The sequence below is a fragment of the Burkholderia sp. Nafp2/4-1b genome (assembly GCF_003635165.1).
GTDB lineage: Bacteria > Pseudomonadota > Gammaproteobacteria > Burkholderiales > Burkholderiaceae > Burkholderia.
Genome location: NZ_ML058616.1, coordinates 308,513 through 333,368, shown reverse-complemented (window position 1 = coordinate 333,368; position 24,856 = coordinate 308,513). Strand labels below are relative to the sequence as shown.

The 24,856-nt window shown below is 68.8% G+C and carries 26 protein-coding genes; 14 read left to right on the top strand and 12 right to left on the bottom strand.

All coding sequences use genetic code 11. The features are described from left to right. Positions 1-48 precede the first annotated feature (48 nt). Both C7H84_RS24780 and C7H84_RS24775 read left to right on the top strand, forming a co-directional pair. Positions 49-327 (top strand): type II toxin-antitoxin system RelE/ParE family toxin, encoded by a 279-nt coding sequence (locus C7H84_RS24780; RefSeq protein ID WP_121861233.1) that lies wholly within the window; start codon positions 49-51, stop codon positions 325-327. Positions 328-341: 14 nt separating this feature from the next. After that, the gene (locus C7H84_RS24775) at positions 342-644 is read left to right on the top strand and encodes a HigA family addiction module antitoxin (RefSeq protein ID WP_121861232.1); all 303 of its coding nucleotides are present in this window, start codon (positions 342-344) and stop codon (positions 642-644) included. Between the two features lie 44 nt (positions 645-688). Here C7H84_RS24775 and lpxL read toward each other — a convergent pair whose 3' ends face one another. Further along, a complete protein-coding gene (lpxL, locus tag C7H84_RS24770; RefSeq protein ID WP_121861231.1) occupies positions 689-1,573 on the bottom strand; it encodes a lauroyl acyltransferase LpxL in 885 nt (294 codons plus the stop codon). Positions 1,574-1,838: 265 nt separating this feature from the next. On the opposite strand from lpxL, the gene metK reads away from it, so the two are divergent. Next, a complete protein-coding gene (metK, locus tag C7H84_RS24765; protein WP_121861230.1) occupies positions 1,839-3,026 on the top strand; it encodes a methionine adenosyltransferase in 1,188 nt (395 codons plus the stop codon). 121 nt (positions 3,027-3,147) lie between these two features. On the opposite strand, the gene C7H84_RS24760 is transcribed toward metK, so the two are convergent. Further along, positions 3,148-3,489, bottom strand: a complete 342-nt coding sequence (locus C7H84_RS24760) for a hypothetical protein (RefSeq protein ID WP_121861229.1) — start codon at positions 3,487-3,489, stop codon at positions 3,148-3,150. 353 nt (positions 3,490-3,842) lie between these two features. Between C7H84_RS24760 and C7H84_RS24755 the strand changes: the two genes are divergently transcribed. After that, positions 3,843-4,616, top strand: a complete 774-nt coding sequence (locus tag C7H84_RS24755) for a phytanoyl-CoA dioxygenase family protein (protein WP_121861228.1) — start codon at positions 3,843-3,845, stop codon at positions 4,614-4,616. Positions 4,617-4,777: 161 nt separating this feature from the next. On the opposite strand, the gene C7H84_RS24750 is transcribed toward C7H84_RS24755, so the two are convergent. Further along, on the bottom strand, positions 4,778-4,984 hold the full coding sequence (locus C7H84_RS24750; protein WP_121861227.1) for a DUF3185 family protein: 207 nt from the start codon (positions 4,982-4,984) through the stop codon (positions 4,778-4,780). 184 nt (positions 4,985-5,168) lie between these two features. Here C7H84_RS24750 and mgrA point away from each other — a divergent pair, with 184 nt between their 5' ends. Next, positions 5,169-6,212, top strand: coding sequence for an L-glyceraldehyde 3-phosphate reductase (gene mgrA / locus C7H84_RS24745; RefSeq protein ID WP_121861226.1), 1,044 nt, complete (start codon positions 5,169-5,171; stop codon positions 6,210-6,212). Between the two features lie 129 nt (positions 6,213-6,341). Here the strand turns inward: mgrA and C7H84_RS24740 are convergent, their stop codons facing one another. Beyond that, positions 6,342-6,527, bottom strand: a complete 186-nt coding sequence (locus C7H84_RS24740; protein ID WP_014895742.1) for a hypothetical protein — start codon at positions 6,525-6,527, stop codon at positions 6,342-6,344. Positions 6,528-6,828: 301 nt separating this feature from the next. After that, entirely contained in the window at positions 6,829-7,710 is an 882-nt protein-coding gene (locus C7H84_RS24735; protein ID WP_121861347.1) for a DMT family transporter, read from the bottom strand. 767 nt (positions 7,711-8,477) lie between these two features. Here C7H84_RS24735 and C7H84_RS24720 point away from each other — a divergent pair. Both C7H84_RS24720 and C7H84_RS24715 read left to right on the top strand, forming a co-directional pair. Next, entirely contained in the window at positions 8,478-8,690 is a 213-nt protein-coding gene (locus tag C7H84_RS24720; RefSeq protein WP_006753011.1) for a hypothetical protein, read from the top strand. A gap of 49 nt (positions 8,691-8,739) precedes the next feature. Beyond that, positions 8,740-9,771, top strand: coding sequence for a serine/threonine protein kinase (locus tag C7H84_RS24715; RefSeq protein WP_121861223.1), 1,032 nt, complete (start codon positions 8,740-8,742; stop codon positions 9,769-9,771). Between the two features lie 94 nt (positions 9,772-9,865). Here the strand turns inward: C7H84_RS24715 and C7H84_RS24710 are convergent, their stop codons facing one another. Further along, positions 9,866-11,308 (bottom strand): coniferyl aldehyde dehydrogenase, encoded by a 1,443-nt coding sequence (locus C7H84_RS24710; RefSeq protein WP_121861222.1) that lies wholly within the window; start codon positions 11,306-11,308, stop codon positions 9,866-9,868. Positions 11,309-12,028: 720 nt separating this feature from the next. On the opposite strand from C7H84_RS24710, the gene C7H84_RS24700 reads away from it, so the two are divergent. Then, positions 12,029-13,669 (top strand): GMC family oxidoreductase N-terminal domain-containing protein, encoded by a 1,641-nt coding sequence (locus C7H84_RS24700; RefSeq protein ID WP_121861221.1) that lies wholly within the window; start codon positions 12,029-12,031, stop codon positions 13,667-13,669. A gap of 33 nt (positions 13,670-13,702) precedes the next feature. Here C7H84_RS24700 and C7H84_RS24695 read toward each other — a convergent pair whose 3' ends face one another. The 6 genes from C7H84_RS24695 to fliF are packed head-to-tail and all read right to left on the bottom strand — an operon-like array spanning position 13,703 to position 20,552. Continuing rightward, positions 13,703-15,073 carry a flagellar hook-length control protein FliK gene (locus C7H84_RS24695; protein ID WP_121861220.1) on the bottom strand — a complete coding sequence of 457 codons (1,371 nt, stop codon included), beginning with the start codon at positions 15,071-15,073 and terminating at the stop codon, positions 13,703-13,705. A 31-nt stretch (positions 15,074-15,104) separates the two neighbouring features. After that, positions 15,105-15,563, bottom strand: a complete 459-nt coding sequence (fliJ, locus tag C7H84_RS24690; protein ID WP_121861219.1) for a flagellar export protein FliJ — start codon at positions 15,561-15,563, stop codon at positions 15,105-15,107. 5 nt (positions 15,564-15,568) lie between these two features. Continuing rightward, positions 15,569-17,134 carry a flagellar protein export ATPase FliI gene (fliI, locus tag C7H84_RS24685; RefSeq protein WP_121861218.1) on the bottom strand — a complete coding sequence of 522 codons (1,566 nt, stop codon included), beginning with the start codon at positions 17,132-17,134 and terminating at the stop codon, positions 15,569-15,571. Beyond that, positions 17,128-17,811, bottom strand: a complete 684-nt coding sequence (gene fliH / locus C7H84_RS24680) for a flagellar assembly protein FliH (RefSeq protein ID WP_121861217.1) — start codon at positions 17,809-17,811, stop codon at positions 17,128-17,130. The genes fliI and fliH overlap by 7 nt, the downstream gene beginning before the upstream one ends. Beyond that, on the bottom strand, positions 17,804-18,799 hold the full coding sequence (fliG, locus tag C7H84_RS24675; RefSeq protein WP_121861216.1) for a flagellar motor switch protein FliG: 996 nt from the start codon (positions 18,797-18,799) through the stop codon (positions 17,804-17,806). The genes fliH and fliG overlap by 8 nt, the downstream gene beginning before the upstream one ends. Next, on the bottom strand, positions 18,789-20,552 hold the full coding sequence (gene fliF, locus C7H84_RS24670) for a flagellar basal-body MS-ring/collar protein FliF (RefSeq protein WP_121861215.1): 1,764 nt from the start codon (positions 20,550-20,552) through the stop codon (positions 18,789-18,791). The genes fliG and fliF overlap by 11 nt, the downstream gene beginning before the upstream one ends. Positions 20,553-20,801: 249 nt before the next feature. Here fliF and fliE point away from each other — a divergent pair, with 249 nt between their 5' ends. The 6 genes from fliE (at position 20,802) to C7H84_RS24640 (ending at position 24,842) form a co-directional block, all read left to right on the top strand. After that, positions 20,802-21,146, top strand: coding sequence for a flagellar hook-basal body complex protein FliE (fliE, locus tag C7H84_RS24665; RefSeq protein ID WP_121861214.1), 345 nt, complete (start codon positions 20,802-20,804; stop codon positions 21,144-21,146). Between the two features lie 154 nt (positions 21,147-21,300). Then, positions 21,301-21,735 (top strand): flagellar export chaperone FliS, encoded by a 435-nt coding sequence (gene fliS, locus C7H84_RS24660; RefSeq protein ID WP_121861213.1) that lies wholly within the window; start codon positions 21,301-21,303, stop codon positions 21,733-21,735. After that, the gene (locus C7H84_RS24655; RefSeq protein WP_121861212.1) at positions 21,732-22,064 is read left to right on the top strand and encodes a flagellar protein FliT; all 333 of its coding nucleotides are present in this window, start codon (positions 21,732-21,734) and stop codon (positions 22,062-22,064) included. The genes fliS and C7H84_RS24655 overlap by 4 nt, the downstream gene beginning before the upstream one ends. 84 nt (positions 22,065-22,148) lie before the next feature. Continuing rightward, entirely contained in the window at positions 22,149-23,531 is a 1,383-nt protein-coding gene (locus C7H84_RS24650; RefSeq protein ID WP_121861211.1) for a flagellar hook-length control protein FliK, read from the top strand. Beyond that, positions 23,528-23,848 (top strand): EscU/YscU/HrcU family type III secretion system export apparatus switch protein, encoded by a 321-nt coding sequence (locus tag C7H84_RS24645; RefSeq protein ID WP_121861210.1) that lies wholly within the window; start codon positions 23,528-23,530, stop codon positions 23,846-23,848. Before C7H84_RS24650 ends, C7H84_RS24645 begins: the two co-directional genes overlap by 4 nt. Positions 23,849-24,107: 259 nt before the next feature. After that, positions 24,108-24,842 carry a PepSY-associated TM helix domain-containing protein gene (locus tag C7H84_RS24640; RefSeq protein ID WP_162999353.1) on the top strand — a complete coding sequence of 245 codons (735 nt, stop codon included), beginning with the start codon at positions 24,108-24,110 and terminating at the stop codon, positions 24,840-24,842. Positions 24,843-24,856 lie beyond the last annotated feature (14 nt).

Below are 24,856 nucleotides of genomic sequence, written 5' to 3'. Positions count from 1 at the left end.
ACGCTGCGTGGGCCATGCCATCGAATCGCACTCGAGTGTGGGAGGCCCATGATCAAGTCGTGGCAGCACAAGGGGCTGGAAGCGTTTTTCACGAACGGGAGCAGGGCGGGCATCCGGCCGGATCATGCGCCGAGGTTGCGGCGCCAGCTGGCTCGCCTCGACATCGCGAGCCAGCCGTTCGACATGAACGTACCGGGCTGGCGCATGCATGGCCTGGCCGGCGAGATGGAGGGCTACTACTCGGTGAGCGTGAGCGTCAACTGGCGCCTGACGTTCAGGTTCGAGGGCCCGGATGTCGTCCTGGTCAACTATCAAGACTATCACTGAGGTCATTCAACGCCATGACTCGCATCTTCAATCCGCCCCATCCGGGCGAGGCGCTGCGCGACGACATCTTGCCGGCGCTCGGCCTGACCGTCACCGAAGCCGCCGCGCAGCTCGGCGTCACACGTGCGGCGCTGTCGCGCATCCTGCACGGCCATGCCGGCATCTCGCCGGAAATGGCGCTGCGTCTCGAAGCGTGGCTCGGTGAGGAAAACGGCGGGAAGGCAGATCTGTGGCTCGCGCAGCAGTCGGCCTACGATCTCTGGCAGGCGCGCGCGAAAGGCGCGCCGAAGGTGGCGAGGGTGCAGGCGCGTATCTGACGACGCTGACGACGCGCCCGTGACTACGCGCCCGCGGGTTCTGCTCAGTAGAGGCTCGGCTCGCCGGGCGGGCGCGTCTTGAAGCGCTTGTGCACCCAGTAATACTGCTCGGGGATCAGCGGAATCTGTTCCTCGAGGAATTCGTTCATCCGCCGCGCGTCGAGATCGTCGTCGCCGGTCGGGTAGTTGTCCCACGGCTTGAACACCTTCAGCCGGTAACCCTTGTAGTTCGGCAGCACTTCGCCGATGAACGGCACGAGCTGCGCACGGCCCGTCTTCGCGAGCCGGCCGACGGCCGTCAGCGTGCACGCGGGCACGCCGAAGAAGGGCACGAACGTCGAATTGCGCAGACCATAGTCCATGTCCGCACCGAGCATCACCGGCTTGCGGTCTCGCAGCCAGCGCAGCACGACGCGCGCGCTGTCCGCGCGGCCGACCATCTCGGCATCGAAGCGCCCGCGCGCCTTCTTCGCTTCTTCCTCGAGCACCGCATTCGAGAACGGCTGGTACAGCGACCCGCAGCGGCGCTGCAGCGAACGGTTCAACCAGATCGAGCCGGCTTCGATGCCGACGAAATGCAGGCCGAGGAACAGCGTCGGGGGCAGATCGGGATCGGTGAGATCGACCGCGCTGTCGACCTGGATCAGCTTCGCGAGCTTGCGCTCGGAGCCGAACCACTGGACGCTGCGCTCCACGTAGCTGCGGATCGCGTGGCGGAAATGCCGGCCCGCCACTTCCTCGCGCCGTTCGTCGCTCCAGTCCGGGAAGCAGAGTTTCAGATTGATATGTACGATGCGCTTTCGCCGGCTGGGAATCTGATACAGCAGCCAGCCGAGGCCATCGCCGAACCGCGCGGTCAGACCGTACGGCAGGAGGGCGAGCAGCTTCAGCAAGCCGATGGCGAGGTGCGTGCCGAGGCGGCCTAGCATGCGGAATCTCCGTAAGGCCGGCTGGCCGGCACGTTGCGAACAGGGTGGTGGAACAGCGGACGATGCAGCACGGGCGGGGCTCTGTGACAATTCACGAAAGCCGCTATAATACGGGCTTCGCCGAGTTAACTGACAACTTGCGGGGCGAAGCCGGCCGGCGCGAAGCGCGCTGCCCGGTCCTGGTAATCCGCTAAAGCGTCGCCGCTTCAGGCCCAACGAAGCTGGCTACGTGAAACCAACCGTAACCACACAGGAGCCTGAAAAAGTGGCAAACGATTATTTCTTCACGTCCGAATCCGTCTCTGAAGGCCATCCGGACAAAGTCGCGGACCAGATCTCGGACGCGATTCTCGACGCCATCCTCGAGCAGGACAAATATTCGCGCGTTGCGGCCGAAACGCTGTGCAACACGGGTCTCGTCGTGCTGGCCGGTGAAATCACCACGACGGCCAACATCGACTACATCCAGATCGCGCGCGACACCATCAAGCGCATCGGCTACGACAACACCGACTACGGCATCGACTATAAGGGTTGCGCGGTGCTCGTCGCGTACGACAAGCAGTCGCCGGACATCGCGCAGGGCGTCGATCGTGCACACGACGACAACCTCGATCAAGGCGCGGGCGACCAGGGCCTGATGTTCGGCTATGCGTGCGACGAAACGCCGGAACTGATGCCGCTGCCGATCTACCTGTCGCACCGTCTCGTCGAGCGCCAGGCCAGCCTGCGCCGCGACGGCCGTCTGCAATGGCTGCGCCCGGACGCGAAGTCGCAGGTCACGGTCCGCTACGTCGACGGCAAGCCCGATTCGATCGACACCGTCGTGTTGTCCACGCAGCATGCACCGGACATCGAACTGCCGGCGCTGCGCGAAGCCGTGATCGAGGAAATCATCAAGCCGACGCTGCCGGCCGACCTGATCAAGGGCGACATCAAGTTCCTGGTGAACCCGACCGGCCGGTTCGTGATCGGCGGTCCGCAGGGCGACTGCGGCCTGACGGGCCGCAAGATCATCGTCGATACGTACGGCGGTGCCGCACCGCACGGCGGCGGCGCGTTCTCGGGCAAGGATCCGTCGAAGGTCGACCGTTCGGCAGCGTATGCCGGCCGCTACGTCGCGAAGAACATCGTCGCCGCGGGCCTCGCATCGCGCGCGCTGATCCAGGTGTCGTACGCGATCGGCGTTGCCGAGCCGACCTCGGTGATGGTCAACACGTTCGGCACGGGCCGCGTGTCGGATGCGGTGATCACGAAGCTCGTGCGCGAGCATTTCGACCTGCGTCCGAAGGGCATCATCAAGATGCTCGACCTGCTGCGCCCGATCTACGAGAAGACGGCCGCTTACGGCCACTTCGGCCGCGAAGAGCCGGAATTCTCGTGGGAAGCGACCGACAAGGCACTCGTGCTGGCCGAAGCGGCAGGCGTGGAGCCGACGGCACGCGTCGCGTAAGCGTCGTCCGCCAGAAACGAAAAACCCCGGCATGCCGGGGTTTTTTTATGCGTATCGCGCGGCGCGCGGAATGACGCCGCTCGCGGTGTGCGCGGCGCGCGCACGACTCGCCGGTTCGGCCTCAGCGTGCGCTGAACCCGAACCACCCGTTGCTCGCCGCGAGGCGGCGCGGGCGATTGACACGGCGCTGCGGCCCGAGCGTGCGGCGCAGCGCGAGTGCGCGCAGCGACGACGGCTTCTGCAGCAGCGAGCGCAGGCCGACGCGGCGTGCGGCCGCCTGCGCGCTCATCATCGAGAAAAACGCGTGGAACCACGCGCGGATACCGTCCAGCCGGCTATGCGCGTGCGTGTGCTCGGCGAGCGCGCGCGTGCGTGCGCGGTGATGGCGCAGCGAGCGGGCGGGAGCGGACGGCACGACGCGCTTCGCAGCGCGGCTGAGACGGGAAGTCAGACGGAATGGCATGTGAACGATGCTTCGCTTGTATGAATGGCGCCCTTGAAGAGCGCACTGGTATGAACGGCCTCGGATTGCGCAACGGATCTTACCGAAACTCGTTGCGCGCCGCGCCCGCCAGAATTGACAGGCCGCGACAGGCTACAAGGGATTCGTGACGCGCAAAAGTCGCGATAAACCCTCGTGCCGCAAGCGAATTGCCGCATACCGCCTGTCGCTGAGGCTCGCGCCGCGCCGCACAGTTCCCTTGCGCCGGATCAAATTGCGGATTGGCATGGCCCTGCGCACGACAATGGTGCTGTTCGCGGCATCCGGCGCCGATTTACAATCGTCACATTCACACAATAAACGTCTGGCATCCCATGTCGTCTCCATTGCAGTCGGAATCGATCCGCGCGCAAGTCGCGGAATTGCGCGAACGCGGCTTCGTCGTCGCGCGCGGCCTCGTGAGCGAAGCGCAATGCGCGGAACTCAAGCGCATCGCGGAGCGCCAGCTGCAGGAAGCGGCGGCACCGATCGAGTTCGAGGCGGACCTGCGCTACCCGGGCGCACCCGAGTCGAAGCACGCGCCGGGCGGGCATACGGTGCGGCGGCTGCTGGACGCCTACGCACGCGATCCGGCATTCGCCTCGCGCGCGATCGCGCCCGAAATCGGCGCGTGGCTGCGTGAGTATTTCGGCGAGCAGCCGGTGCTGTCGCGCGTGCATCACAACTGCATGATGACGAAGCACCCCGCGTACGGCAGCCTGACGGGCTGGCATCGCGACTTCCGCTACTGGTCGTTCGAGCGCGCGGACATGGTGTCGGTGTGGCTCGCGCTCGGCCCGGAAACGAACGAAAACGGCGCGCTGTGGCTGGTGCCGGGTTCGCACACGGCCGAATTCGGGCCGGAAGCGTTCGACGACGCGAAATTCTTCCGCAGCGACCTGCCGGAGAACCGCAAGATGATCGACGCGGCAACCTGCCCGCCGCTGCAGACGGGCGACGTCGTGTTCTTCCACTGCAACACGCTGCATTCGGCGGGGCAGAACCGTTCCGACGACGTGAAGTTCTCGCTCGTCTACACGTATCACGGCGTGAGCAACCGGCCGCTGCCGGGCACGCGCTCGGCCACGAAGCCGGAAGTGCAGTTCTAGCAGCGGTTCGGGCGGCGACGCAGCCGCATCGGTCGTTCGATGCGGCATCGCGGTCGCGCGGGCGGATGAAGGATGAAGCAACGGGCGGCCAGGGCCGCCCGTTGCGTTTGGTGCGGCCCGATCGCACGATACGGGTCGCCGCGTGTCGCGTCGCTGCGCGCTCAGCGCTTGCGGGCCGGCATCGAGAGGCCGATCAGGCCGATCAGCATCGCGACGGCGCCGCCGGCGATCAAGAGGATCGTCTTGGTAGCGGGCGAGCCGGTGAAGAAGCGCGACACGTTGTCATTGATCGAATGGAACGACTGGCCGCCGAAGTACAGCAGCACGATGCCGCCGACGAGCAGTGCAACCGAGATGACCCGGGACATACCAACCTCGCTGTAACGGTGATTCGAGACGCCGCAGTGTAGGCGACCCGCGCGGCCGAGTCCATGGCCGTGCGCGCTTGCGCGGTGTTCGTTACCATAGCCGTCGTGTGTTTCCTGCGCCGCTCGCGCGCACTGTTCGCGTGCGGCGCGCGTCCCTTCCCCGACTTCCTGACGGAACCGATCCATGGCCTACGAAGCAGCTTCCGAACGTTATGCCGACATGCAATATCGCACCTGCGGCAAATCCGGGCTCAAACTGCCCGCCCTGTCGCTTGGCCTGTGGCACAACTTCGGCGACTCGACGCCGATCGCGACGCAGCGCGACATCCTGCGTACCGCGTTCGACCTGGGCATCAATCACTTCGATCTCGCGAACAACTACGGGCCGCCGTACGGCAGCGCCGAAACCAACTTCGGCCGGCTGCTGAAGGAAGATTTCCGGCCGTACCGCGACGAGCTGCTGATCTCGACGAAGGCCGGCTGGGACATGTGGCCGGGGCCGTACGGCAGCGGTGGCGGGTCGCGCAAGTACGTGCTTGCGAGCCTCGACCAGAGCCTGCAGCGGATGGGACTCGACTACGTCGACATCTTCTATTCGCACCGCTTCGACGCACACACGCCGCTCGAGGAAACTGCCGGTGCGCTTGCGTCGGCGGTGCAGCAGGGCAAGGCGCTGTACATCGGCATCTCGTCGTACTCGGCCGCGAAGACGCGCGAGATGGCCGAACTGCTCGCGCAATACAAGGTGCCGCTGCTGATCCATCAGCCGTCGTACAACATGCTGAACCGCTGGATCGAGGAAGATCTGCTCGGCACGCTCGACGAGATCGGCACGGGCAGCATCGCGTTCACGCCGCTCGCACAGGGCCTGCTGACGTCGAAATACCTGAACGGCGTGCCGGCCGATGCGCGCGTGAACAAGCCGGGCGGCGGTTCGCTGAAGCAGGATCACCTGAGTGCGGACAACCTCGAGCACGTGCGCAAGCTCAACGGCATCGCCGAGCGGCGCGGGCAGAGCCTCGCGCAAATGGCGCTCGCGTGGGTGCTGCGCAACGGGCGCGTGACGTCCGCGCTGATCGGCGCGAGCCGTGCCGAGCAGGTGCGTGAAAACGTCGGCGCGCTGAAGAACCTCGAATTCTCGGCGGACGAACTCGCTGAGATCGATCGCTACGCGACCGAAGGCGGCGTCAATCTGTGGGAAAAGCCGTCCACCGATCAGGCGATCTGATCGGCAGCACCGGCGGTGCGGGCAGTCGATACGGGATGCGAACCATCGTATGCCGTATCGGCGAGGGCGCACGCACGTCGTCACGTCGCTGCGGTGCAGCGATGTGACCGGCGCGCGCAACACGCGCGGCTAGAGCAGCGCAGGCAGGCCTTCGACGAGCAATACCGCGACGCCGACGCCGAGGATCACGCCGAGCACGCGCAGCAGGTTGTGGCGGAATTCGGTGGCGCACGGCACCGCGCCGAGGAATAGCGCGCCGGCCAGCGCCATCGGGATCAACAGGATGAAGTCGCCGATCGTGAAGTAGGTCGTCATGCGTGTCTCCGTAGTCGGCCGGAGACGGCGCATGCGCATTCTCCAGCCCCATGCCGGGTATTTCTCGTTTGTTGCCGACCCGATTGCGGGCGGGCGGGCAATTCGAGTATAGGCAAGCTCACGGCGTTTTTCGCTATCCGAACCATTAAAAGTATGCGGATAACCGGGCGAATCCCGCGTTTTTTCACGCGAACAAGACGAATGCCTTGCGCAAATCTTTCCCGTTCCTTTCGTTTCGCGCGGAATCGTCGTACGTGTTCGATATGGGCCGCCGCGCCCGTGGATGCGGCGGCCCGTCCCCTTATGCGCGATTGGGTCGTGCGCGCAGGGCCGGCGCGCGGAACACGAGCGCGAGCCCCGCGACGATCGCCGCCATGCCGGCGAGCGCGAGCGGTTCGGGCCGGTTGCCGAGCCAGACGGCGTCCATCAGCGTGGTGACGACGGGCACAAGATAGAACAGGCTCGTCACGTTGACGAGATCGCCGCGCTGCATCAATCGGTAGAACAGCAACTGCGCGATCACGGAGATCACGATGCCGAGCCACAGCAGCGGCACGACGAACGCCCAGCTCGCATCGAGCGAGATCGGCCGGAACGGCAGGATCGCGACGCACAACGCGAGGCCGATCGCGTTCTGCAGCGGCAGCACATCGGCCGGGGACGAGCGCACGCGCTTTTGCAGCAGCGAGCCGACCGTCAGCGCGACGAGCGCCGTGAGCGCGCAGGCGACACCCATGATCGGCAAGCCGGCACCGCCCACGCCGCGGCACACGACCAGCGCGAGGCCGGCCAGCGACAGCCCGAGGCCCGCGACGCGCATTGGCTGCCAGCGCCGCTCGACGATCGCGAGCGTGAGGATCGGCTGCACGCCGAGGATCGTCGCGAGCACGCCCGGCGCGATGCCACGGTCGAGCGCGAGCAGGTAGAAGATCGAGTAGCCGCCCATCATCAGCAGCCCGATCAGCGCGGCCATGCGCCGCTCGCCGCGTGGCGGCAGCCAGCGGCCGCGCAGCGCGGCGAACGCGAGCAGCACGACGGATGCGAGTGCGAAGCGTGCGGTGAGAAAGACGAACGCGGACGCGTGACGCAGACCGAGTTCAGCGAAGATCGCGCCGCTGCTCCACAGCAGGACGAAGAGCGACGTGATGCCATGCGCGGCGAGCGCGCGTTTGAACGAAACCATGTGAATCCACCTGTCGAACGGATCGAAACGTTCCATGTCGCGGGCGCGGTAACGCGCCGTGCGTGAGCACGCACGAACGGCCGCGAACACGGCCGCACACGAGCGAATGGAAAACGGAAAGCGAAGCCGGCTGATCAGCCGACGCGTGCCGCCGGCGGGGGCGGCGCGGCGCGGACGACCGGCGGTGCGACAGGAGGAGGGAGGACCGACGGATGCGCGCACGCCCGCGGCCGCGAGTCGAACTGCGGCCGGGATTTTGCGAGAGCGGACGTGAGCGGATGCATCGTGTCGGAATGCGCTTGAACGCGGATGAGCGTCAAAGGTACCGCAAGGCTGCTGTCGAGCGCAACTGTCGGCGGCAGGACGCCGCCGCGCGCCGCGACGTCGTCACGCGGCGCCGCGCGCGGCCGCGGGCGTGGTGCCGTTGGGTGCTTTCACGCGAATTCTCCTGACTGCCGGGACAAAGGCCAGACGACCCGCGCATTGCGCAATTCTCGTACGTATCGCATGGCTGGCCGGATTCGGCGGACAGTCACATTCGACAGGGTATGATGGGGGTATCCGCCCGTGCAAGCGCACGCGCGGCGCAGTGGTTGATTGGAGACATTCGACGAATTCGCGGCACTTCACCCGCTTCTTCTTCTTTTCGCGCTTCGATAAACCGTGAACAATGGGATCACGCGCAACACCCCGGCGAGGGCGCGCGGATCGTGCATTTGCCGGCTCGCCAGCGGGCCGGGTTTCAAGTTTCAGAGTGGGGAACCATCATGCATGTCGGGTCGATTGTCTGCACTACCCATATCGCGGTGCCCAAGGGCGCGCGCGGCATCGTCCAGCGCCTTCTGGGCGACATGGCCATGGTGACCTGGTACGCGGGCGTGCCGGGCGAGTCGAAGGAACTCAACACCGAGCCGTTCTTTCTCGAGGATCTGATCGACACCGGCGAATCCGTGCTGCCGGCCGGCGCCGCGATCCACTGAGCCCGCGTGGCGCACCGAGCGCTCGTGTTTCGGCGCGGCTGACGGCACAATGCGGGGCATGAAAGACGTCACTTCCGCTCCCGCAGTTCCCGCCGGCCCGCCGTTTGCCGGCCTCACGCCCGAGTGCGTGCTCGACGCGCTCGACAGCGTGCTGATGCCGGCCGGGCTGCGCACCGACGGGCGCCTGCTCGCCCTCAACAGCTACGAAAACCGCGTCTACCAGGTCGGCATCGAAGACGGCCCGCCCGTCGTCGCCAAGTTCTATCGGCCCGAGCGCTGGTCGGACGATGCGATCCTCGAAGAACACGCGTTCGTCGCCGAACTCGCCGCGCGCGAAATTCCGGCGGTGCCCGCACGTATGTTCGACGGCCGCACGCTGCACGCGTTCGACGGCTTTCGCTTCTCGATCTTCGAGCGGCGCGGCGGCCGCGCGCCCGATCTCGACCGCAGCGACACGCTCGAATGGCTCGGCCGCTTCATCGGTCGTATTCATGCGGTCGGTGCGACGCAGCCGTACGCGTCGCGGCCGGTGCTCGACATCCGCACGTTCGGCTACGAGCCGCGCGACTACCTGCTCGCGCACGATTTCCTGCCCAACGATGTCCGGCCCGCCTACGAGACGGCGGTCGCGCTCGCGCTCGAAGGCGTCGAGGCCGCATTCGAGCGGGCGGGGGAAATCCGCCTGCTGCGCACGCACGGCGACTGCCACCCGAGCAACGTGCTGTGGACCGATGCGGGACCGCACTTCGTCGACTTCGACGACAGCCGGATGGCGCCCGCCGTTCAGGACTTGTGGCTGCTGCTGCCGGGCGACCGCGAAGGCGCGTCGCGCGCGCTCGCGGACCTGCTTGCCGGTTATGAGGACTTCTGCGAATTCGAGCCGCGCGAGCTGCATCTGGTCGAAGCGCTGCGCACGCTGCGCTTGATTCACTATGCGGCGTGGCTCGCGCGCCGCTGGGACGATCCCGCGTTTCCGGCCGCGTTCCCGTGGTTCAACACGCATCGCTACTGGGAAGCCCGCGTGCTCGAACTGCGCGAGCAGATCGCCGCGATGCAGGAAGGGCCGCTCTGGCCCGTGTGAGGTGCGATGATGCGCGATGACGCGCGCGGCGCCGTTGTCGCGCGGTGGCGGCAGCGTCGACGGGCCGCCGTGCATTGCACGCGGCCCGCCTCGCTCAGAACTTCAACATCATCTTGATCACCGCGGCGAAGCGCTTGCCGTAAGGCGGCGCGATCAGCCCGCGCGTATTCAGGCGCGCCTGCGTGAGCACCGGTTTCATCTTCGAGAACGTCACGAAGCCGTCGTAGCCGTGATAGGCGCCCATCCCGCTCGCACCGACGCCGCCGAACGGCAGGCTGCCGCACGCGATGTGCAGCAGCGCGTCATTGACCGTCACGCCGCCCGAGATCGTTTCGCGCATCACGCGGTCGACCGTGCCGGCATCCTCGTCGAACAGGTACAGCGCGAGCGGCCGCGGCCGTGCATTCACGTAGGCGATCGCTTCGTCGAGCCGTTCGTACGGCACGAGCGGCAGCAGCGGCCCGAAGATTTCCTCCTGCATCAATTGCGATGCAGCCGGCACGTGCGTGACCGCACACGGCACGAAGCGGCGCGACACGGGATCGGACTGCGCATCGGACAACGGATGCAGCTGCGCGCCGGCTGCCTGCGCGTCGCTCGCCAGTTGTTGCAGCCGCGCGTAATGGCGCGGCGACACGATCGTCGTGTAGTCGCCGTTGGCCGACAGGTCCGGATACAGCTTCGCGAAGCGCGCGCGCGCGCGTTCGATGAACGCGGCTTCCATCCCGCGCGGCAGCAGCACGTAGTCGGGCGCGATGCAGGTCTGGCCGGCGTTCAGCGTCTTGCCGCCGATGATCGCGTCGACGGCCGCATCGAAGCGCGCATTCGGGCCGACGATCGCCGGCGACTTGCCGCCGAGCTCGAGCGTGACGGGCGTGAGGTTGTCGGCCGCGGCGCGCATCACGTGGCGGCCGACGTGCGTCGAGCCGGTGAACAGCAGGTGATCGAACGGCAGCGCGCTGAACGCGGCGCCTACTTCCGCATCGCCGTTCACGACCGCGACGTGGTCGCGCGAGAAGGTCTTGCCGATCAGCTGTTCGAACAACGCCGACGTGCGCGGCGTCAGTTCGGACATCTTGATGATCGCGCGGTTGCCGGCCGCGAGCGCGCAGATCAGCGGGCCGGCCGCGAGCAGGATCGGATAGTTCCACGGCACGACGATGCCGACCACGCCGAGCGGCTGCGGCAGCACCTTCGCGCGCGCCGGCCGCAGCCACTTGTTCATCGGCTTGCGGCGCGGTTTCATCCAGCGCTTGCCGTGCTTGAGCGCGTCGTCGATCTCTTCCTTCGCCATCCAGATTTCCGACAGCAGCACCTCCTGCTTCGCGCGATGCCCGAAGTCGGCGCTGATTGCGTCGGCGAGCGCATCCGCGTGATCGATCAGCAGCGTGCGCAGCGCGCGCAGATGCTGCGCGCGAGTCTCCCACTCCGGATACGGCGCGCGCAGGTAGGCGGCGCGCTGGTCGTGCAGCAGCGACGTCAGCGCGTCGACGGACGGTAGCGCTTGCGGGGCCAGTTCGGGCAGGTCGTTCTTCATGTCGTCTCCTCCAGTTGGGCGTGGCACGTCGGCCAGCAGTCAGGCCGCACGTACCCGCTCGACGAGCGTGGCGGGGCGGATCGGGATGGCACGCGTCGCGCGGCGCGGGGCCGGATGCGACGTACGGTCAAAAACAGGGCGCGGCGTGCGGCAAACGTCGCATCCGCGCGACGGTGTTCGCGTTTCATGGCGGGGGTAAACGAGGTGCGCGTACGGCTCGATGCGACCGCTGAATGGTGCGCGATCGCGCGCGGCGAACGCTTGCCGACGCATCGAAGCGACGCAGCGCGACACCCGCGGCGACAGGCATGCAACCGGCGCGTGCCGCACAGGCGACACGCCGTCCAAACGGTCGGCGATGCGGGGTGTCGTTCGATTTCGACCGGCCACGCGTACGCCGTTGCACGTCACCGCACGGGCTGCCGTTTGAAATGAAATGCCGGCCGCGTGCGGTGCGTCCGGACTACCCGGTCGGCACGCGGCCTGCAGAACGTCGCGCTGCATCGTCGTCTCCCCAGTTTCGCGACGGCGCGGCTTCGGGTGGCCGCCGCATCGCGTCGAATTCATCGATACATCTTAAATTTAGTTCACGCGGGCGTTTAGAGGAATCGCTCTTGAATCGGCGTGCCGCGCGCGCGACGGCCATTCCTACAATGCCCGAACATTACAAGCGGGAGCCGGCCGCGCCGGGCGCCGTTCATGACACGAAGGAGACGTGACATGCAATACGACTACATCATCGTTGGCGGCGGATCGGGCGGGTCGAGCCTCGCCAGCCGCCTCGCCGATGCATGCCCCGACGCGACGATCGCGCTGATCGAAGCCGGCTCGCACACGGAGCGCAACCTGCTCGTCAACATGCCGGTGGGGATCGCGGCGCTGGTGCCGTTCAAGCTCGGCACGAACTACGGTTACGAGACGGTGCCGCAGCCGGGCCTCGGCGGCCGCCGCGGCTACCAGCCGCGCGGGCGCGGGATGGGTGGCTCGAGCGCGATCAACGCGATGATCTACACGCGCGGCCATCCGGGCGACTACGACGAGTGGGCGCAACTCGGCGCGACGGGCTGGGGCTGGCAGGACGTGCTGCCGTATTTCCGGCGCGCGGAAGGCAACCAGCGCGGCGCCGACGCGTGGCACGGCGCGGACGGCCCGCTGACGGTGTCCGACCTGCGCTTTCGCAATCCGTTCTCCGAACGATTCATCCAGGCCGCGCATGCGGCCGGCTATCCGCTGAACGACGACTTCAACGGCGCGACGCAGGAAGGCGTGGGCTTCTACCAGGTCACGCATCGCGACGGCTCGCGCTGCAGCGTCGCGCGTGCGTACATCTACGGCCGCAACCGCCCGAACCTGCACGTGATCACCGATGCGACGGTGCTGCGCGTGGGCTTCGACGGCAAGCGCGCGGTGGGCGTCGTGGTGTCGCGCGACGGGCGCATCGAGACGCTCGCCGCGCGCGCGGAAGTGGTCCTGTCGGCCGGCGCGTTCAATTCGCCGCAACTGCTGATGTGCTCGGGGATCGGCCCGGCGGAGCAGCTGCGCCGGCACGGGATCGCCGTCGTGCAGGACGCGCCGGACGTCGGCGCGAACCTGATCGACCACATCGATTTCATCATCAACACGCGCGTGAATTCGTCGGAACTGGTCGGCATCTGTCTGCGCGGAATCGCGAAGATGACGCCGGCGCTCGCGCGCTATTTCTCGAGCCGCACGGGGATGATGACGAGCAACGTCGCGGAGGCCGGCGGCTTCATCAAGAGCGACCCGTCGCTCGAGCGTCCGGACCTGCAGCTGCATTTCTGCACGGCGCTCGTCGACGATCACAACCGCAAGATGCACTGGGGCTTCGGCTATTCGCTGCACGTGTGCGCGCTGCGCCCGTTCAGCCGCGGCACGGTCGCGCTCGCGAGCGGCGATGCGCGCGATGCGCCGTTGATCGATCCGCGCTTCTTCAGCGATACGCGCGATCTCGACCTGCTGGTGCGCGGGGCGCAGGCGATGCGCCGGATCCTGTCGCAGGCACCGCTCGCGTCGCAGGGCGGCCGCGAGCTGTACACGCGCGCCGGCCAGAGCGAAGCGGAGCTGCGCGCGACGATCGTCGCGCACGCCGACACGATCTATCACCCGGTCGGCACCTGCCGAATGGGCTCGGATCCGCGCGCGGTCGTGGATCCGCAACTGCGCGTGCGCGGGGTCGAAGGACTGCGGGTGGTGGATGCGTCGGTGATGCCGACGCTGATCGGCGGGAATACGAATGCGCCGTCGGTGATGATCGGCGAACGGGCGGCGGACTTCATCGTCGCCGCGCGCCAGGGCGGCGTGCCGCGCGGGGAGGCGGCCGCGGCGGTGCACGGCCGCTGAGCGGCGCGCACCGGCACACGACCGACGCGATGCTCAGGCGAACGTATCCACGAGGCCCGCGCGGCCCACGCTCGCGCCGGCCGCTGCGGATTGCGCAGCGTCGACCGGTGCATCGACGGCTGACGATCCGGCGCGTGCGCGCGGCGACGACTGCCCGCCGGCGAAGCGCTGTTGCGGGTTCTGCTGCTGCGATGCGAAGCCGCCGTCGCTGACGGTCGCGCTGCCCAGGCCGAGCCCGCCCGCTTCCATCGCTTCGCGCAGCTTCGGCAGCGCGGCTTCCACCGCGTCGCGCACCTGCGCGTGCTGCGACACGAACAGCGCATGCGCGTGGTTGTCCGCGACGCGCAGCACGACCTGCAGCGGACCGAGGTCCGGCGGGTTCAGCGTCAGCTCGGCGCTCTGCTGGTGCGCATTCGACAGGAACACGACCTTCTGGCTCAGCGCGTCCGTCCAGTCGGCGGTGCCGACGTGCGGCGCGAGCACATGCGGGTTGGCCGCGGCGATCGAGCTGGCGGCCGGCGACGTCGCGACGCTCGCCTGGGCGGCTGCCGCGGCCGTGGCGGCAGCGGCCGAGGCATCGGCGGCCGGACTGGCGGTTTCTTCGGCTGCCGCGAGGGCATGTGCGGCAGGCTGGCCGGTCGCGCTTGCCTGCAGGGTCGCTTGCGTGGGCGTCTGCTGCGTCGCGAGCGCGCCTTTCGCGTCGGCGAGCGTGCGGTCGAAGGTCGCGACCTTCGGCGTGAGCGGTGCGGCGGCGGTCGATGCGGACGCCGTCGTCGTGGACGTCGTGGACGTGGGCGCCGCCGCTGTCGCAGCGGTGCCCGTCGCGGGCATCGCGATCGCGCCCGAACCGCCGGTCAGCTTCGTCAGCGCGGCCTGCAGCGCATCGCGGCTCGACGCTGGCGCGGCAGGCACGGCCGGTTCGGCGGCCGCATCCTTCGCGGTTTGATTCGTCAGCGCAGCCGTCGCGTCGGGCTGGCCGGACACGGCCGTCGTTTGCGCGGCGGTGGCGGCGCTGCCGGCATCGGCCGGTGCCGCGTCGTTCGCGCGCGCCAGCAGTTGTGCCTGCACGGCGGCGGCCGCGGCGAGCGCGGCGGCGTCGGGGGTGGGTGTCGCATTCACATCGGCGGTCGACTGGTCGTCGTCGTCGTTACCGGACGGTTTGGTGCCGGCGGCCGACGTCGACGCCGCCGGTTTCGTCGTGGCGTCGGGCTGGCCGGCGTTCGCCGCGTCGTGGCGTGTGACGACGCTTTGCTTCAGCGTCTGCGCGAACGGCACGGCGGCCGGGCTGGTCGCCGCATCGTTGCCGGCGGTCTTGGCCGCGGCCGACGAACTCGCGTCGCGGACGGCCTTGAGTGCGGTGCTGGCGGTGTCGAGCAGCGCGCCGAGCAGGGGCAGGGGAGGCATGACGGTTCTCTCGTTCGAAAGCGGTGAGCGGTTACGCCGAGCGGGCCGCATCGGCCCGCATGCGCAGGATCTTCGCGGCGTGTTCGTCGGCATCGCGTTGTTCGCGCTTCGCGGCACGCTGCGTTTCCTGCGCGACGCCGCGCGCCTGCAGGATTTCGTACGAGCCGACGGTGCGCTTCTTCTGCTGCCAGTTCGGGCGGGCTTCGTCGATACGCACTTCGGCCGCGACCAGCACGTTGCGCTGCTGGGCGATCGCCGCGTCGAGCGTATCGATGAACGCCTGGAAATTGCGCAAGTTGCCGGCCGGCATCCCGTTCTGCGCGGACTGCGCGAAGCGCGCGTGGTATTCGTCGCGGTAGCGCAGCAGCGCATCGAGCTGCTCGGCGGCCGCGGTGCGGTCGCGCTGCGCGGTGCCGAGCTGCTTCGCGGCGGTGTCGAGATCTTCCTGCGCGCGGTCGAGCAGCAGTTGCAGGGGAAAGCCGTGTGCCATCGGGATCAGCCTCCGTATACGTCGAACAGCGCATCGAGCGCGGCGAGGCTCGACGCGAACGGCGCGCATTCGCGAAAGCCCTGCTGCAGGAACGATTCGATGCGCGGATAGAGCGCGATCGCGCGGTCGAGCTGCGCGTCGCGGCCGGGCGCGTATGCGCCGACCGCGATCAGGTCGCGATTGCGCTGGTAGCGCGACAGCATCTGCTTGAATTGCCGCACGCGATCGAGGTGCGGCTCGTCGATCAGCGCGGTCATCGCGCGGCTGATCGACGCCTCGATGTCGATCGCCGGATAGTGGCCGGCTTCGGCGAGCGCGCGCGACAGCACGATGTGGCCGTCGAGAATCGCGCGGGCCGAGTCGGCGATCGGGTCCTGCTGGTCGTCGCCTTCGGTCAGCACCGTGTAGAACGCGGTGATCGACCCGCCGCCTTCCGGCCCGTTGCCGGTGCGCTCGACGAGCGCGGGCAGCTTCGCGAACACCGACGGCGGATAGCCCTTGGTCGCGGGCGGCTCGCCGATCGCGAGTGCGATCTCGCGTTGCGCCATCGCGTAGCGCGTCAGCGAATCCATCAGCAGCAGCACGTGCTTGCCCTGGTCGCGGAAATACTCGGCGAGCGACGTCGCATACGCGGCGCCCTGCATCCGCAGCAGCGGCGACACGTCGGCCGGCGCCGCGACGACGACCGAGCGCGCGAGGCCGTCCTCGCCGAGGATCTGTTCGATGAATTCCTTCACTTCGCGGCCGCGTTCGCCGATCAGCCCGATCACGATCACTTCCGCGCTGGTGTAGCGCGCCATCGTGCCGAGCAGCACCGACTTGCCGACGCCGGAGCCGGCGAACAAGCCCATCCGCTGGCCGCGGCCGACGGTGAGCAGCCCGTTGATCGCGCGCACGCCGACGTCGAGCACGTGATGGATCGGCTCGCGCTCGAGCGGGTTGATCGACGGCGCCGACAGCGGTGCGTCGACCTTCGAGCCGAGCGGGCCGAGGCCGTCGAGCGGGCGGCCCGACGCGTCGACGACGCGCCCGAGCATTTCCCAGCCGACCGGCAGCCGCTTAGCGCCCGCGAGCGGATCGGCGACGGGCGCGGCTTCCAGCGGCCACACGCGCGCGCCGGGCAAGACGCCGGCGACATCGGTGGTCGGCATCAGGAACAGGCGATCGCCGGAGAAGCCGACGACTTCCGCTTGCGCGTGCGGCAGCGTGCTGCCGGGCGGCAGTTCGATCGTGCATTCGGCGCCGACCGACAGGCGCAGCCCGATCGCTTCGAGCACGAGGCCCGCGGCGCGCGTGAGACGCCCGCACGGGCGCAGCGGCAGCGCGTGGTGACTGCGCGTCGCGAGGCCGTTCAGGTGCGTGCGCCAGTGCGCGAGATGCGGATTGTGCGGCGCGCGCGGCGCGGCATCGGCGGCATCGGCCGCATGAGCTTGCGCGTGGGTGCCGTGTATGTCGTGTATGTCGTGCGCGGCGACATGCGGCGCTTCGGCACCGAACGACGCGAGCGCGAGTTCGCGCTCGAGCGGCGTCATCCCGTCGTGCAGCACCGATTCGAGCGTGGGCGTCACCATGTGCCCACCTTGCCGATCGCGGCGGCGACGCGCTGCCAGCGGGTCGGCAGCGTCGCGTCGACTTCGCCGGTCGCGGCGTGCGCGCGGCAGCCGCCGCGCTCGATCGACGCGTCGGTGCGCACGTTCCAGCCGAGCGTATCGAGATCGTCCTGCAGATACGCTTCGACGACGGGCAGGTCGGCCGGATTCACCGCGAGATGCGGTGCGCCGGACAACGCCGGCTCGGCGGCGAGCACGTCGCGCACGGCCGCGACGAGCGCGGCGGGATCGTGCTTCACGTGCTGGCGCACGACCTGCTGCGCGATGTCGAGCGCGAGCTGCGCGAGGTCGGACGCGAGATCGTGCTCGGCGCTCGACACGGCTTCGCGGAACGACGCGGCGAGCGCGGCGAGCCGCGCGGCCTGTTCGCGTGCTTCGGCCTGGCCGGCCGCGAAACCCTGCTCGCGGCCCTGGTCGAAACCGGCCTGGTAGCCGAGCGCCTGGCCTTCGACGTGGCCGGCCGCGTGGCCTTCGGCGTGCGCGGCGTCGCGCACGCGCTGCAGTTCCTCGGCGAGCGCGGCGGCGGCCGCTGCCGCATCGTCGGGCGGCGGCGGAGGCGGGGGCGGATCGAACGACGCCATCTCCCACCGCTGGTACGCGGTGAGGGTGCCGGCGCGGTCGCGCACGGAATCAGACATACGCGTCTTCCGCCTTGCCGCCGATCACGATCTGGCCGCTTTCGGCGAGGTTGCGCACGATCTGCAGGATGCGGCGCTGCTGCGTCTCGACTTCGGACACGCGCACCGGGCCGCGCGCGTCGAGATCCTCGGCGAGCAGTTCGGCCGCGCGTTGCGACATGTTCGCGAGGAACTTCTGGCGCAGCGCGGGCGGCGCGCCCTTCAGCGCGATGATCAGCGTTTCCGACTCGACTTCCTTCAGCACCATCTGGATCGCGCGATCCTCGAGGTCGAGCAGGTTCTCGAACACGAACATCTGGTCGATGATCTTCTGCGCGAGGTCGGCGTCGTACTGGCGCACGCTCTCGAGCACGCCCTCTTCATGATTGCTCGTCATGAAGTTCAGGATCTCGGCCGCGGTGCGGATGCCGCCCATCGGGCTGCGCTTCAGGTTGTCGCTGCCGGACAGCAGGCCGGTCAGCACGTCGTCGAGCTCGCGCAGCGCGGCCGGCTGGATGCCGTCGAGCGTCGCGATCCGCAGCAGCACGTCGTTGCGCAGCCGCTCGGTGAAGCACGATGCGATCTCGGACGCCTGGTCGCGGTCGAGGTGCACGAGGATCGTCGCGATGATCTGCGGATGCTCGTTCTTGATCAGTTCGGCGACCGCGCCCGAGTCCATCCACTTCAGGCCCTCGATGCCGCTCGTGTCGCTGCCCTGCAGGATCCGGTCGATCAGCACGCCGGCCTTGTCCTCGCCGAGCGCCTTGGTCAGCACCGAGCGGATGTAATCGCTCGAATCGAGCGACAGCGCGGTGTGCTGCTCCGCTTCCCGCGCGAATTCCTGCAGCACGTCCTCGACCTGCTCGCGCGTGACGTTCTTCAGCGCGGCCATCGCGGCGCCGATCTTCTGCACCTCGCGCGGTGCGAGGAACTTGAATACTTCAGCGGCCTCTTCCTCGCCGATCGACATCAGCAGCAGCGCGCTCTTGGTCAGGCCTTCAGCGTTCATCGGACACCCAGTTCTTCACGACGGTTGCGACGATCTTCGGATCCTGGCGGGCGATCGTGCGCGCGTAGTCGAGGTTGCGTTCGTAGCGGTGCTTTTCGTTCTCGAAGCCGAGCAGCAGCGGATCGGGCTCGTCGGCCTTGTCCGGCGCGGGCAGGCCGTCGAGCGCGATGGCATCTTCCGGCGCCGCGAGCGTCGGCGCGACCGGCTCGGGTGGCGGGAACGCGCGGCGCATCGCCGGCCGCACGAACATGAAATAGAGCGCCGCCGCGGCCGCCGCGATGCCGAGCCACTTCGCGGCTTCCTTCGCCATCGCGATCATGTCCGGCTGGCGCCACCACGGCAGGTCGGCGTACGGATCGGCGGCGGTCGAGAACGCGCTGTTGACGACGTTGACCGAGTCGCCGCGCTTCTCGTCGTAGCCCATCGCGTCCTTCACGAGCTGCTCGATCTGCGCGAGCTTCGCGGGCGGCAGCGGCTGCATCGTCACGTGGCCCTTCGCGTCCGCGATCGGCTGGTAGTTGACGACGACGGCGACCGACAGCCGCTTCACGTTGCCCATCGGCTGTTCGACGTGACGGATCGTCTTGTCGAGCTCGTAATTGGTCGTCTGGTCCTTGCGGTCGCTGACGGGTGTCGCCTGCGGACCGTTCTGGCCGTTGCCGGCGACGATCGGCGCGGACGCCGGCTGCGGCGGCGTGTTCGACAGCGCGCCCGGCACGCCCGACGCGCCGCCCTGCGCGAGTTCGGTGGCGGTGCTGGTCTGTTGGCTGCGGATCGCGCTCTGCTGCGGCGTGCCGTTCGGGCCGTAGCTTTCGGAGGTCTGCTCGAGCTTCGAGAAATCGACGTCCGCGCTGACCTGCGAGCGTGCGTTGCCGGTGCCGAAGATCGGCGCGAGGATCGCGTCGATGCGCTTTTGCGTGTTGCGCTCGACCTGCTGCACGTACTTGAGCTGGCTCGCATCCAGCCCGGATGCCGACGCGGTCTGCGTGAGCAGGTTGCCGTCCTGGTCGACGATCGTCACGTTCTTGGCCGGCATGTCGGGCACGCCGGACGACACCATCCGCGTGATCGCCTGTACCTGGCCCTCGTCGAGCACGCGGCCCGGGTAGAGGTCGACGAACACCGACGCGCTCGGCGCCTCCTTGTCGCGCACGAACACGGACGGCTTCGGGATCGCGAGATGCACGCGCGCGCCGCGCACCGCGTTGATCGATTCGATCGTGCGCTGCAGCTCGCCTTCGAGCGCGCGCTGGTAATTCACCTGCTCGGCGAACTGGCTGATGCCGAATTTCTGGTTGTCCATCAGCTCGAAGCCGACCGAGCCGCCCTTGGGCAGGCCCATCGCGGCGAGCTTCAGCCGCGTTTCGTGCACCTGGTTCGACGGCACGAGGATCGCGCCGCCGGCATCGGCGAACTTGTAGGGAACGTTTGCCTGCTGGAGCGCGGCGATGATCGCGCCGCCGTCGCGGTCCGACAGGTTGCTGTACAGCACGCGATAGTCGGGCGCGCGGCTCCACAGCACGAGCGCGGTGATCGCGGCGATCGCGAATGCGACGGCGATCACGAACGGCAGCTTCGGGTTGCCCTTCATCCGCGAGATGCCGGGGATGCGTTCCGCGAAGCCGCCGAACCCGAAGTCCGCGCCGGCGCCGCCCGCGCCCGGGAACGCGGCGGCCGCGGTGGCACCTGGCGCCGGGCTGGCGAGTGCCGCGCGGGCGTCGGGGTTGATCAGCGAGTTGGCCTGCGAATCCATGCGTGGAATTTCTCCGGAGCGGAACGACTGAGCCGCTCGGGCGAGCGGACGGACAATGACACGATGCGATTATCGGGATCCGGGCGCGACTCCGATCGACCGAAAAGAGCGGGATTTCCCCCGTACTTTCGCGGCTTTGGCGCGGGCCGCGCTGCTATCCTTTTTCACGATCCGGCATGGTGCGCGTGGTGCGGCGCCGGCGGAACCGCCCGGTGGATCCGGGTCTCTTCTCTTATGTCTGGGGACAGCATGACTGCCAACGTCAGCGGAATCGGTTCGGTGTTGCAACAGATGCAGGCGATGGCCGCGCAGGCGAACGGCGGCGTCGCGAGCCCGACGGCGGCGCTCGCCGGCTCGGGCGCCGCGACGGCCGGCACGTTCGCGAGCGCGATGAAGGCGTCGCTCGACAAGATCAGCGGCGACCAGCAGCACGCGCTCGGCGAGGCGAAGGCGTTCGAGGTCGGCGCGGCGAACGTGTCGCTGAACGACGTGATGGTCGACATGCAGAAGGCCAACATCGGCTTCCAGTTCGGGCTTCAGGTCCGCAACAAGTTGGTGAGCGCTTACAACGACATCATGCAGATGTCGGTCTGACGGAGCGGCTGCCGCGGGCGCGGCCTGGCGCCCGGGCCGGCACCCGTTGCGCCTAAAGCTTTCTCGTTCCCTTCCGATAACTCCGGAACAAGGCCGCGTCGTGCGAAGCACGGCGGCGGCTTCCGCATAGCCAACGCATCACAAGGAGAAGCGCATGTTTTCCCCAGGACACGCTGGAGCCAGTGCGTACGCGCGTGTCGGCGTCGAGACGGGGGTGATGGGCGCCTCCCCGCACCGGCTGATCGCGATGCTGTACCAGGGCGCGCGGCAGGCCATCGCGCTCGCACGCATGCATTTGCAGCAGGGCAACGTGCCGGCGCGCGGCGAAGCGATCGGCAAGGCGATCGGGATCGTCGAGAGCGGGCTGCAGGCCGCGCTGAACCGCGAGGCGGGCGGCGAGATCGCCGGGCGCCTCGACGCCCTGTATGCGTATATCGGCCGGCGCCTGCTCGAAGCCAACGCGAAAGCGAGCGATGCGATGCTGGTCGAGGTCGACGGACTGCTCGCCACGCTCGAGGAAGCGTGGACGGGCATCGCTCCCGAAGTCGCGCGGATGGCCGCTCAACACGCGGCGGACGCGACGCGATGAATCGCAAGGCCGAATACTTCGCGTGTTACGAGGCGCTCGCGGCCGTGTCGGGGCGCATGCTGTGCGCCGCGCGCGGTGCCGACTGGAGCGCGCTGCCGGAGTTGCAGGCCGAATTCCTGCGTCTCGTCGACGGGCTGAAGGCGGCCGATCCGGGCGTTGCGCTCGACGCATCGGACCTCGGCCGCAAGCTCGCGCTGATTCGCCGCATCCTCGCCGATGACGCCGCGATCCGCGATCTCGCGAGCCCCGACGTCGCGCGGCTGTCCGCGCTGTTCGAGGCGCGCCGTTCGACCCAGGTATTGACCGATCTGTACCGCGCGCGCGGCTGATGGCCGCGAGCGCCCGTGTGCCGGGCGGCGGCTGCCGCGTGCCCGGCTTCGCAACGATGTGGCCGAGATGAGCAGGCTCCGATCATGACCGGTATCGACTCCGTTGCGGCCGCCCTGCTGGCGAGCCGCCTCGACAGCCTGCTGACCGGCACCGTGACGGCGCCGGCCGGCGGCGGCGCGACCGCGCAGGTCGGCACGCCGGGCACCGGTGCATCGTCGTCGCCCGCGACCGGTGCCGCGCCGGCCGCGCCGCCGGCGTCCGCGCAGACCGCGCTGTCCGATGTCGCGCTCGTGCTCGACGCGATCTCGCGCGCAGGCGGTGTCACGACGCCGGTGATCGCCGGGCGCACGCCGCTGCTCGCCGATCCTTCCGTGTTGCTGGGTACGGCGGCGGCCGTGCCCTCGCAAGCGCAGCCGGCAACCGAACCGACGTCTTCCGCGGCATCCGCGGCACCTGCTTCTGGTTCTGCTTCCGCTGCAGCGTCAACGTCAACGTCGGCGTCGGCCGTGCGCGACGCAGCCGGCCTGCCGCCCATCGCGGCGCTGCGCGCGGCGCTCGCACAGGCGGTGAGCGAAAGCGGCCTCTTTTACGAATCTCATCTCGCGCAGTGGCTGGCCGGCCAGCGCCCGCTCGCCGCGCTGATGCGCGAGCCGCAGGCGCGCCTCGCGACCGTGCCGGTGCAGCCTGCCGCGGATGCCGCGCAGCACGACGCGCCCGACGTGCTCGACGAATTGCTCGCATCGCGGCTGCCGCTGCCGACGGCCGCGCCGCGCGCCGCCATGTCGCCAGGTGCGCCCGCGCCGGGTGGCGCGGCGCCGCACGAGCTCGCGCAAAACGCACCGGCGGCGGCCCGGCCAGGCGCGGCGTCGAGCATGGCCGCGCTGACCGATCCGCTCGGCGAGCACGCCGATACGCGCTGGACGCCCGCGCGCGCCGAGCTGGCCGCCGCGTCGGCCGATCCGCAGACGCAGGCAGCGACGGCCGTGCATCCGGCCGCGGTGCCGATCGTCCGGCAGCAGCTCGATGCGCTCGCGACCGACCAGTTTCGCTGGACGGGCGAGGCATGGCCCGGCGCGCGCCTCGACTGGACGATCGAGCCCGACGATCCGGGCAGCCACGCGTCGCGCGGCGCCGACGACGCGGGTGACGGGATCGCATGGCGCACGCGGCTCACGCTGACGTTGCCGTCGCTCGGCACGGTCGACGCGGAACTGGTGCTGAACGGCGCGCAGCTCGTCGCGCGGCTGCGCGCGAATTCGGCCGGCGCCGACCGGCTCATGCGCAGCGAGGCCGCGCTGCGGCAACGGTTCGAGGGTTCGGGCCTGACACTGGGCGGACTGTCGATTCGCGCGGTCGGCGACGAGCCGGACGGCCTCGACCCGCTCGTCGCGCAGGCGGCCGCCGCCGCATATGCGCGCAGCGCGGCCGGTGGCATGCCGGGCGGCGATGACGAGGCACCGCGATGAGCATGACGTCCCGCAAGCGTGCTGCCGCGCTCGTCTACGATCCGAAAGGCGGCGACAGCGCGCCGCGCGTGGTCGCGAAAGGGTACGGCCTGCTCGCCGAGATGATCGTCGCGCGTGCGCGCGATGCAGGGCTGTACGTGCATACGGCACCGGAGATGGTGTCGCTGCTGATGCAGGTCGACCTCGACGACCGGATTCCGCCGCAGCTCTACCAGGCCGTCGCGGACCTGCTCGCGTGGCTCTACGCGCTCGATCGTACCGAGCCCGAAGCGACCGACGCCGCGCCGCGCTTCCCGCTGCCGCCGCTGCGCCGCTGAGCGCGCGGTTTCTTGCGAAAGACTGTCTCGCACTTTCGGGATGGTTTCGTCGCCATCTTTCTTCTAATGACGGCGATTCCCCTGCAATTCGCACGCTTCGCCGGCTATCGACCAATTGTCGCGCTCGCCCGCCATGCGCGCGCGGATTGAGCGGCTTCGGCATTTGTGTAATGATATCCATTCTCATTTTCATGCTGCCCCCGGGCGGCGCATGTTTTCCGTGCGCCGCCCGTTGCTTTGAACGAATGGATACTCTCGCGTGAACGCGCCCGAAACGATCGCCCCGCCGCAGGCGGGCATGCCGCCCGCCGGCATCACCGTGCTGCATCCGGCCGCACGTCCCCTGAGCGACGCCGAACGGGCGGCGCGCCGCCAGCGCTCGCGCCGCGCGACCTTCATCAAATGGCTGCGCAAGGTGCACGGCTGGGTCGGGCTATGGGGTGCGGTGCTCGGGCTGCTGTTCGGTGTGACCGGCGTGCTGCTCAACCACCGCGCGCCGCCGCTGAAGATCTCGACCGGCGAACCGCAGGTCGAGCAGATGCAGATCGCACTGCCGGACCCGATGCCGAAGTCGCCGGCCGCGATGACGAAGTGGCTGCAGCAGGAATTGCATTTCGACGGCCGGCCGGGCCGCGTGCGCAAGGAGCCGGCGCAGCCGGTCGCGTGGGGCGACAAGCGCGTGATGCAGCCCGAGCACTGGCAGATGGGCCTGTTCGGTCCGCACCAGAACCTGCAGGCCGAGTACTGGGTCGGCAACGGCTACGTATCGGTGAAGCGCACCGGCAACACGTTCCTGACGACCTTGAACAATCTGCATCGCGGTGTAGGGATGAGTCTTGGCTGGGTGCTGCTGATGGACACGATCGCGGGTTCGCTGATCCTGTTGTCGCTGACGGGCGTGCTGCTGTGGACGGAACTAAACAAGCGCCGCACGGTGGGCGTGGTGCTGGTGGCCGGCTCGGTCGCCGCGGCGCTCGCGGCGGGCCTCGCCTGAGGTTTCGCCCGGTG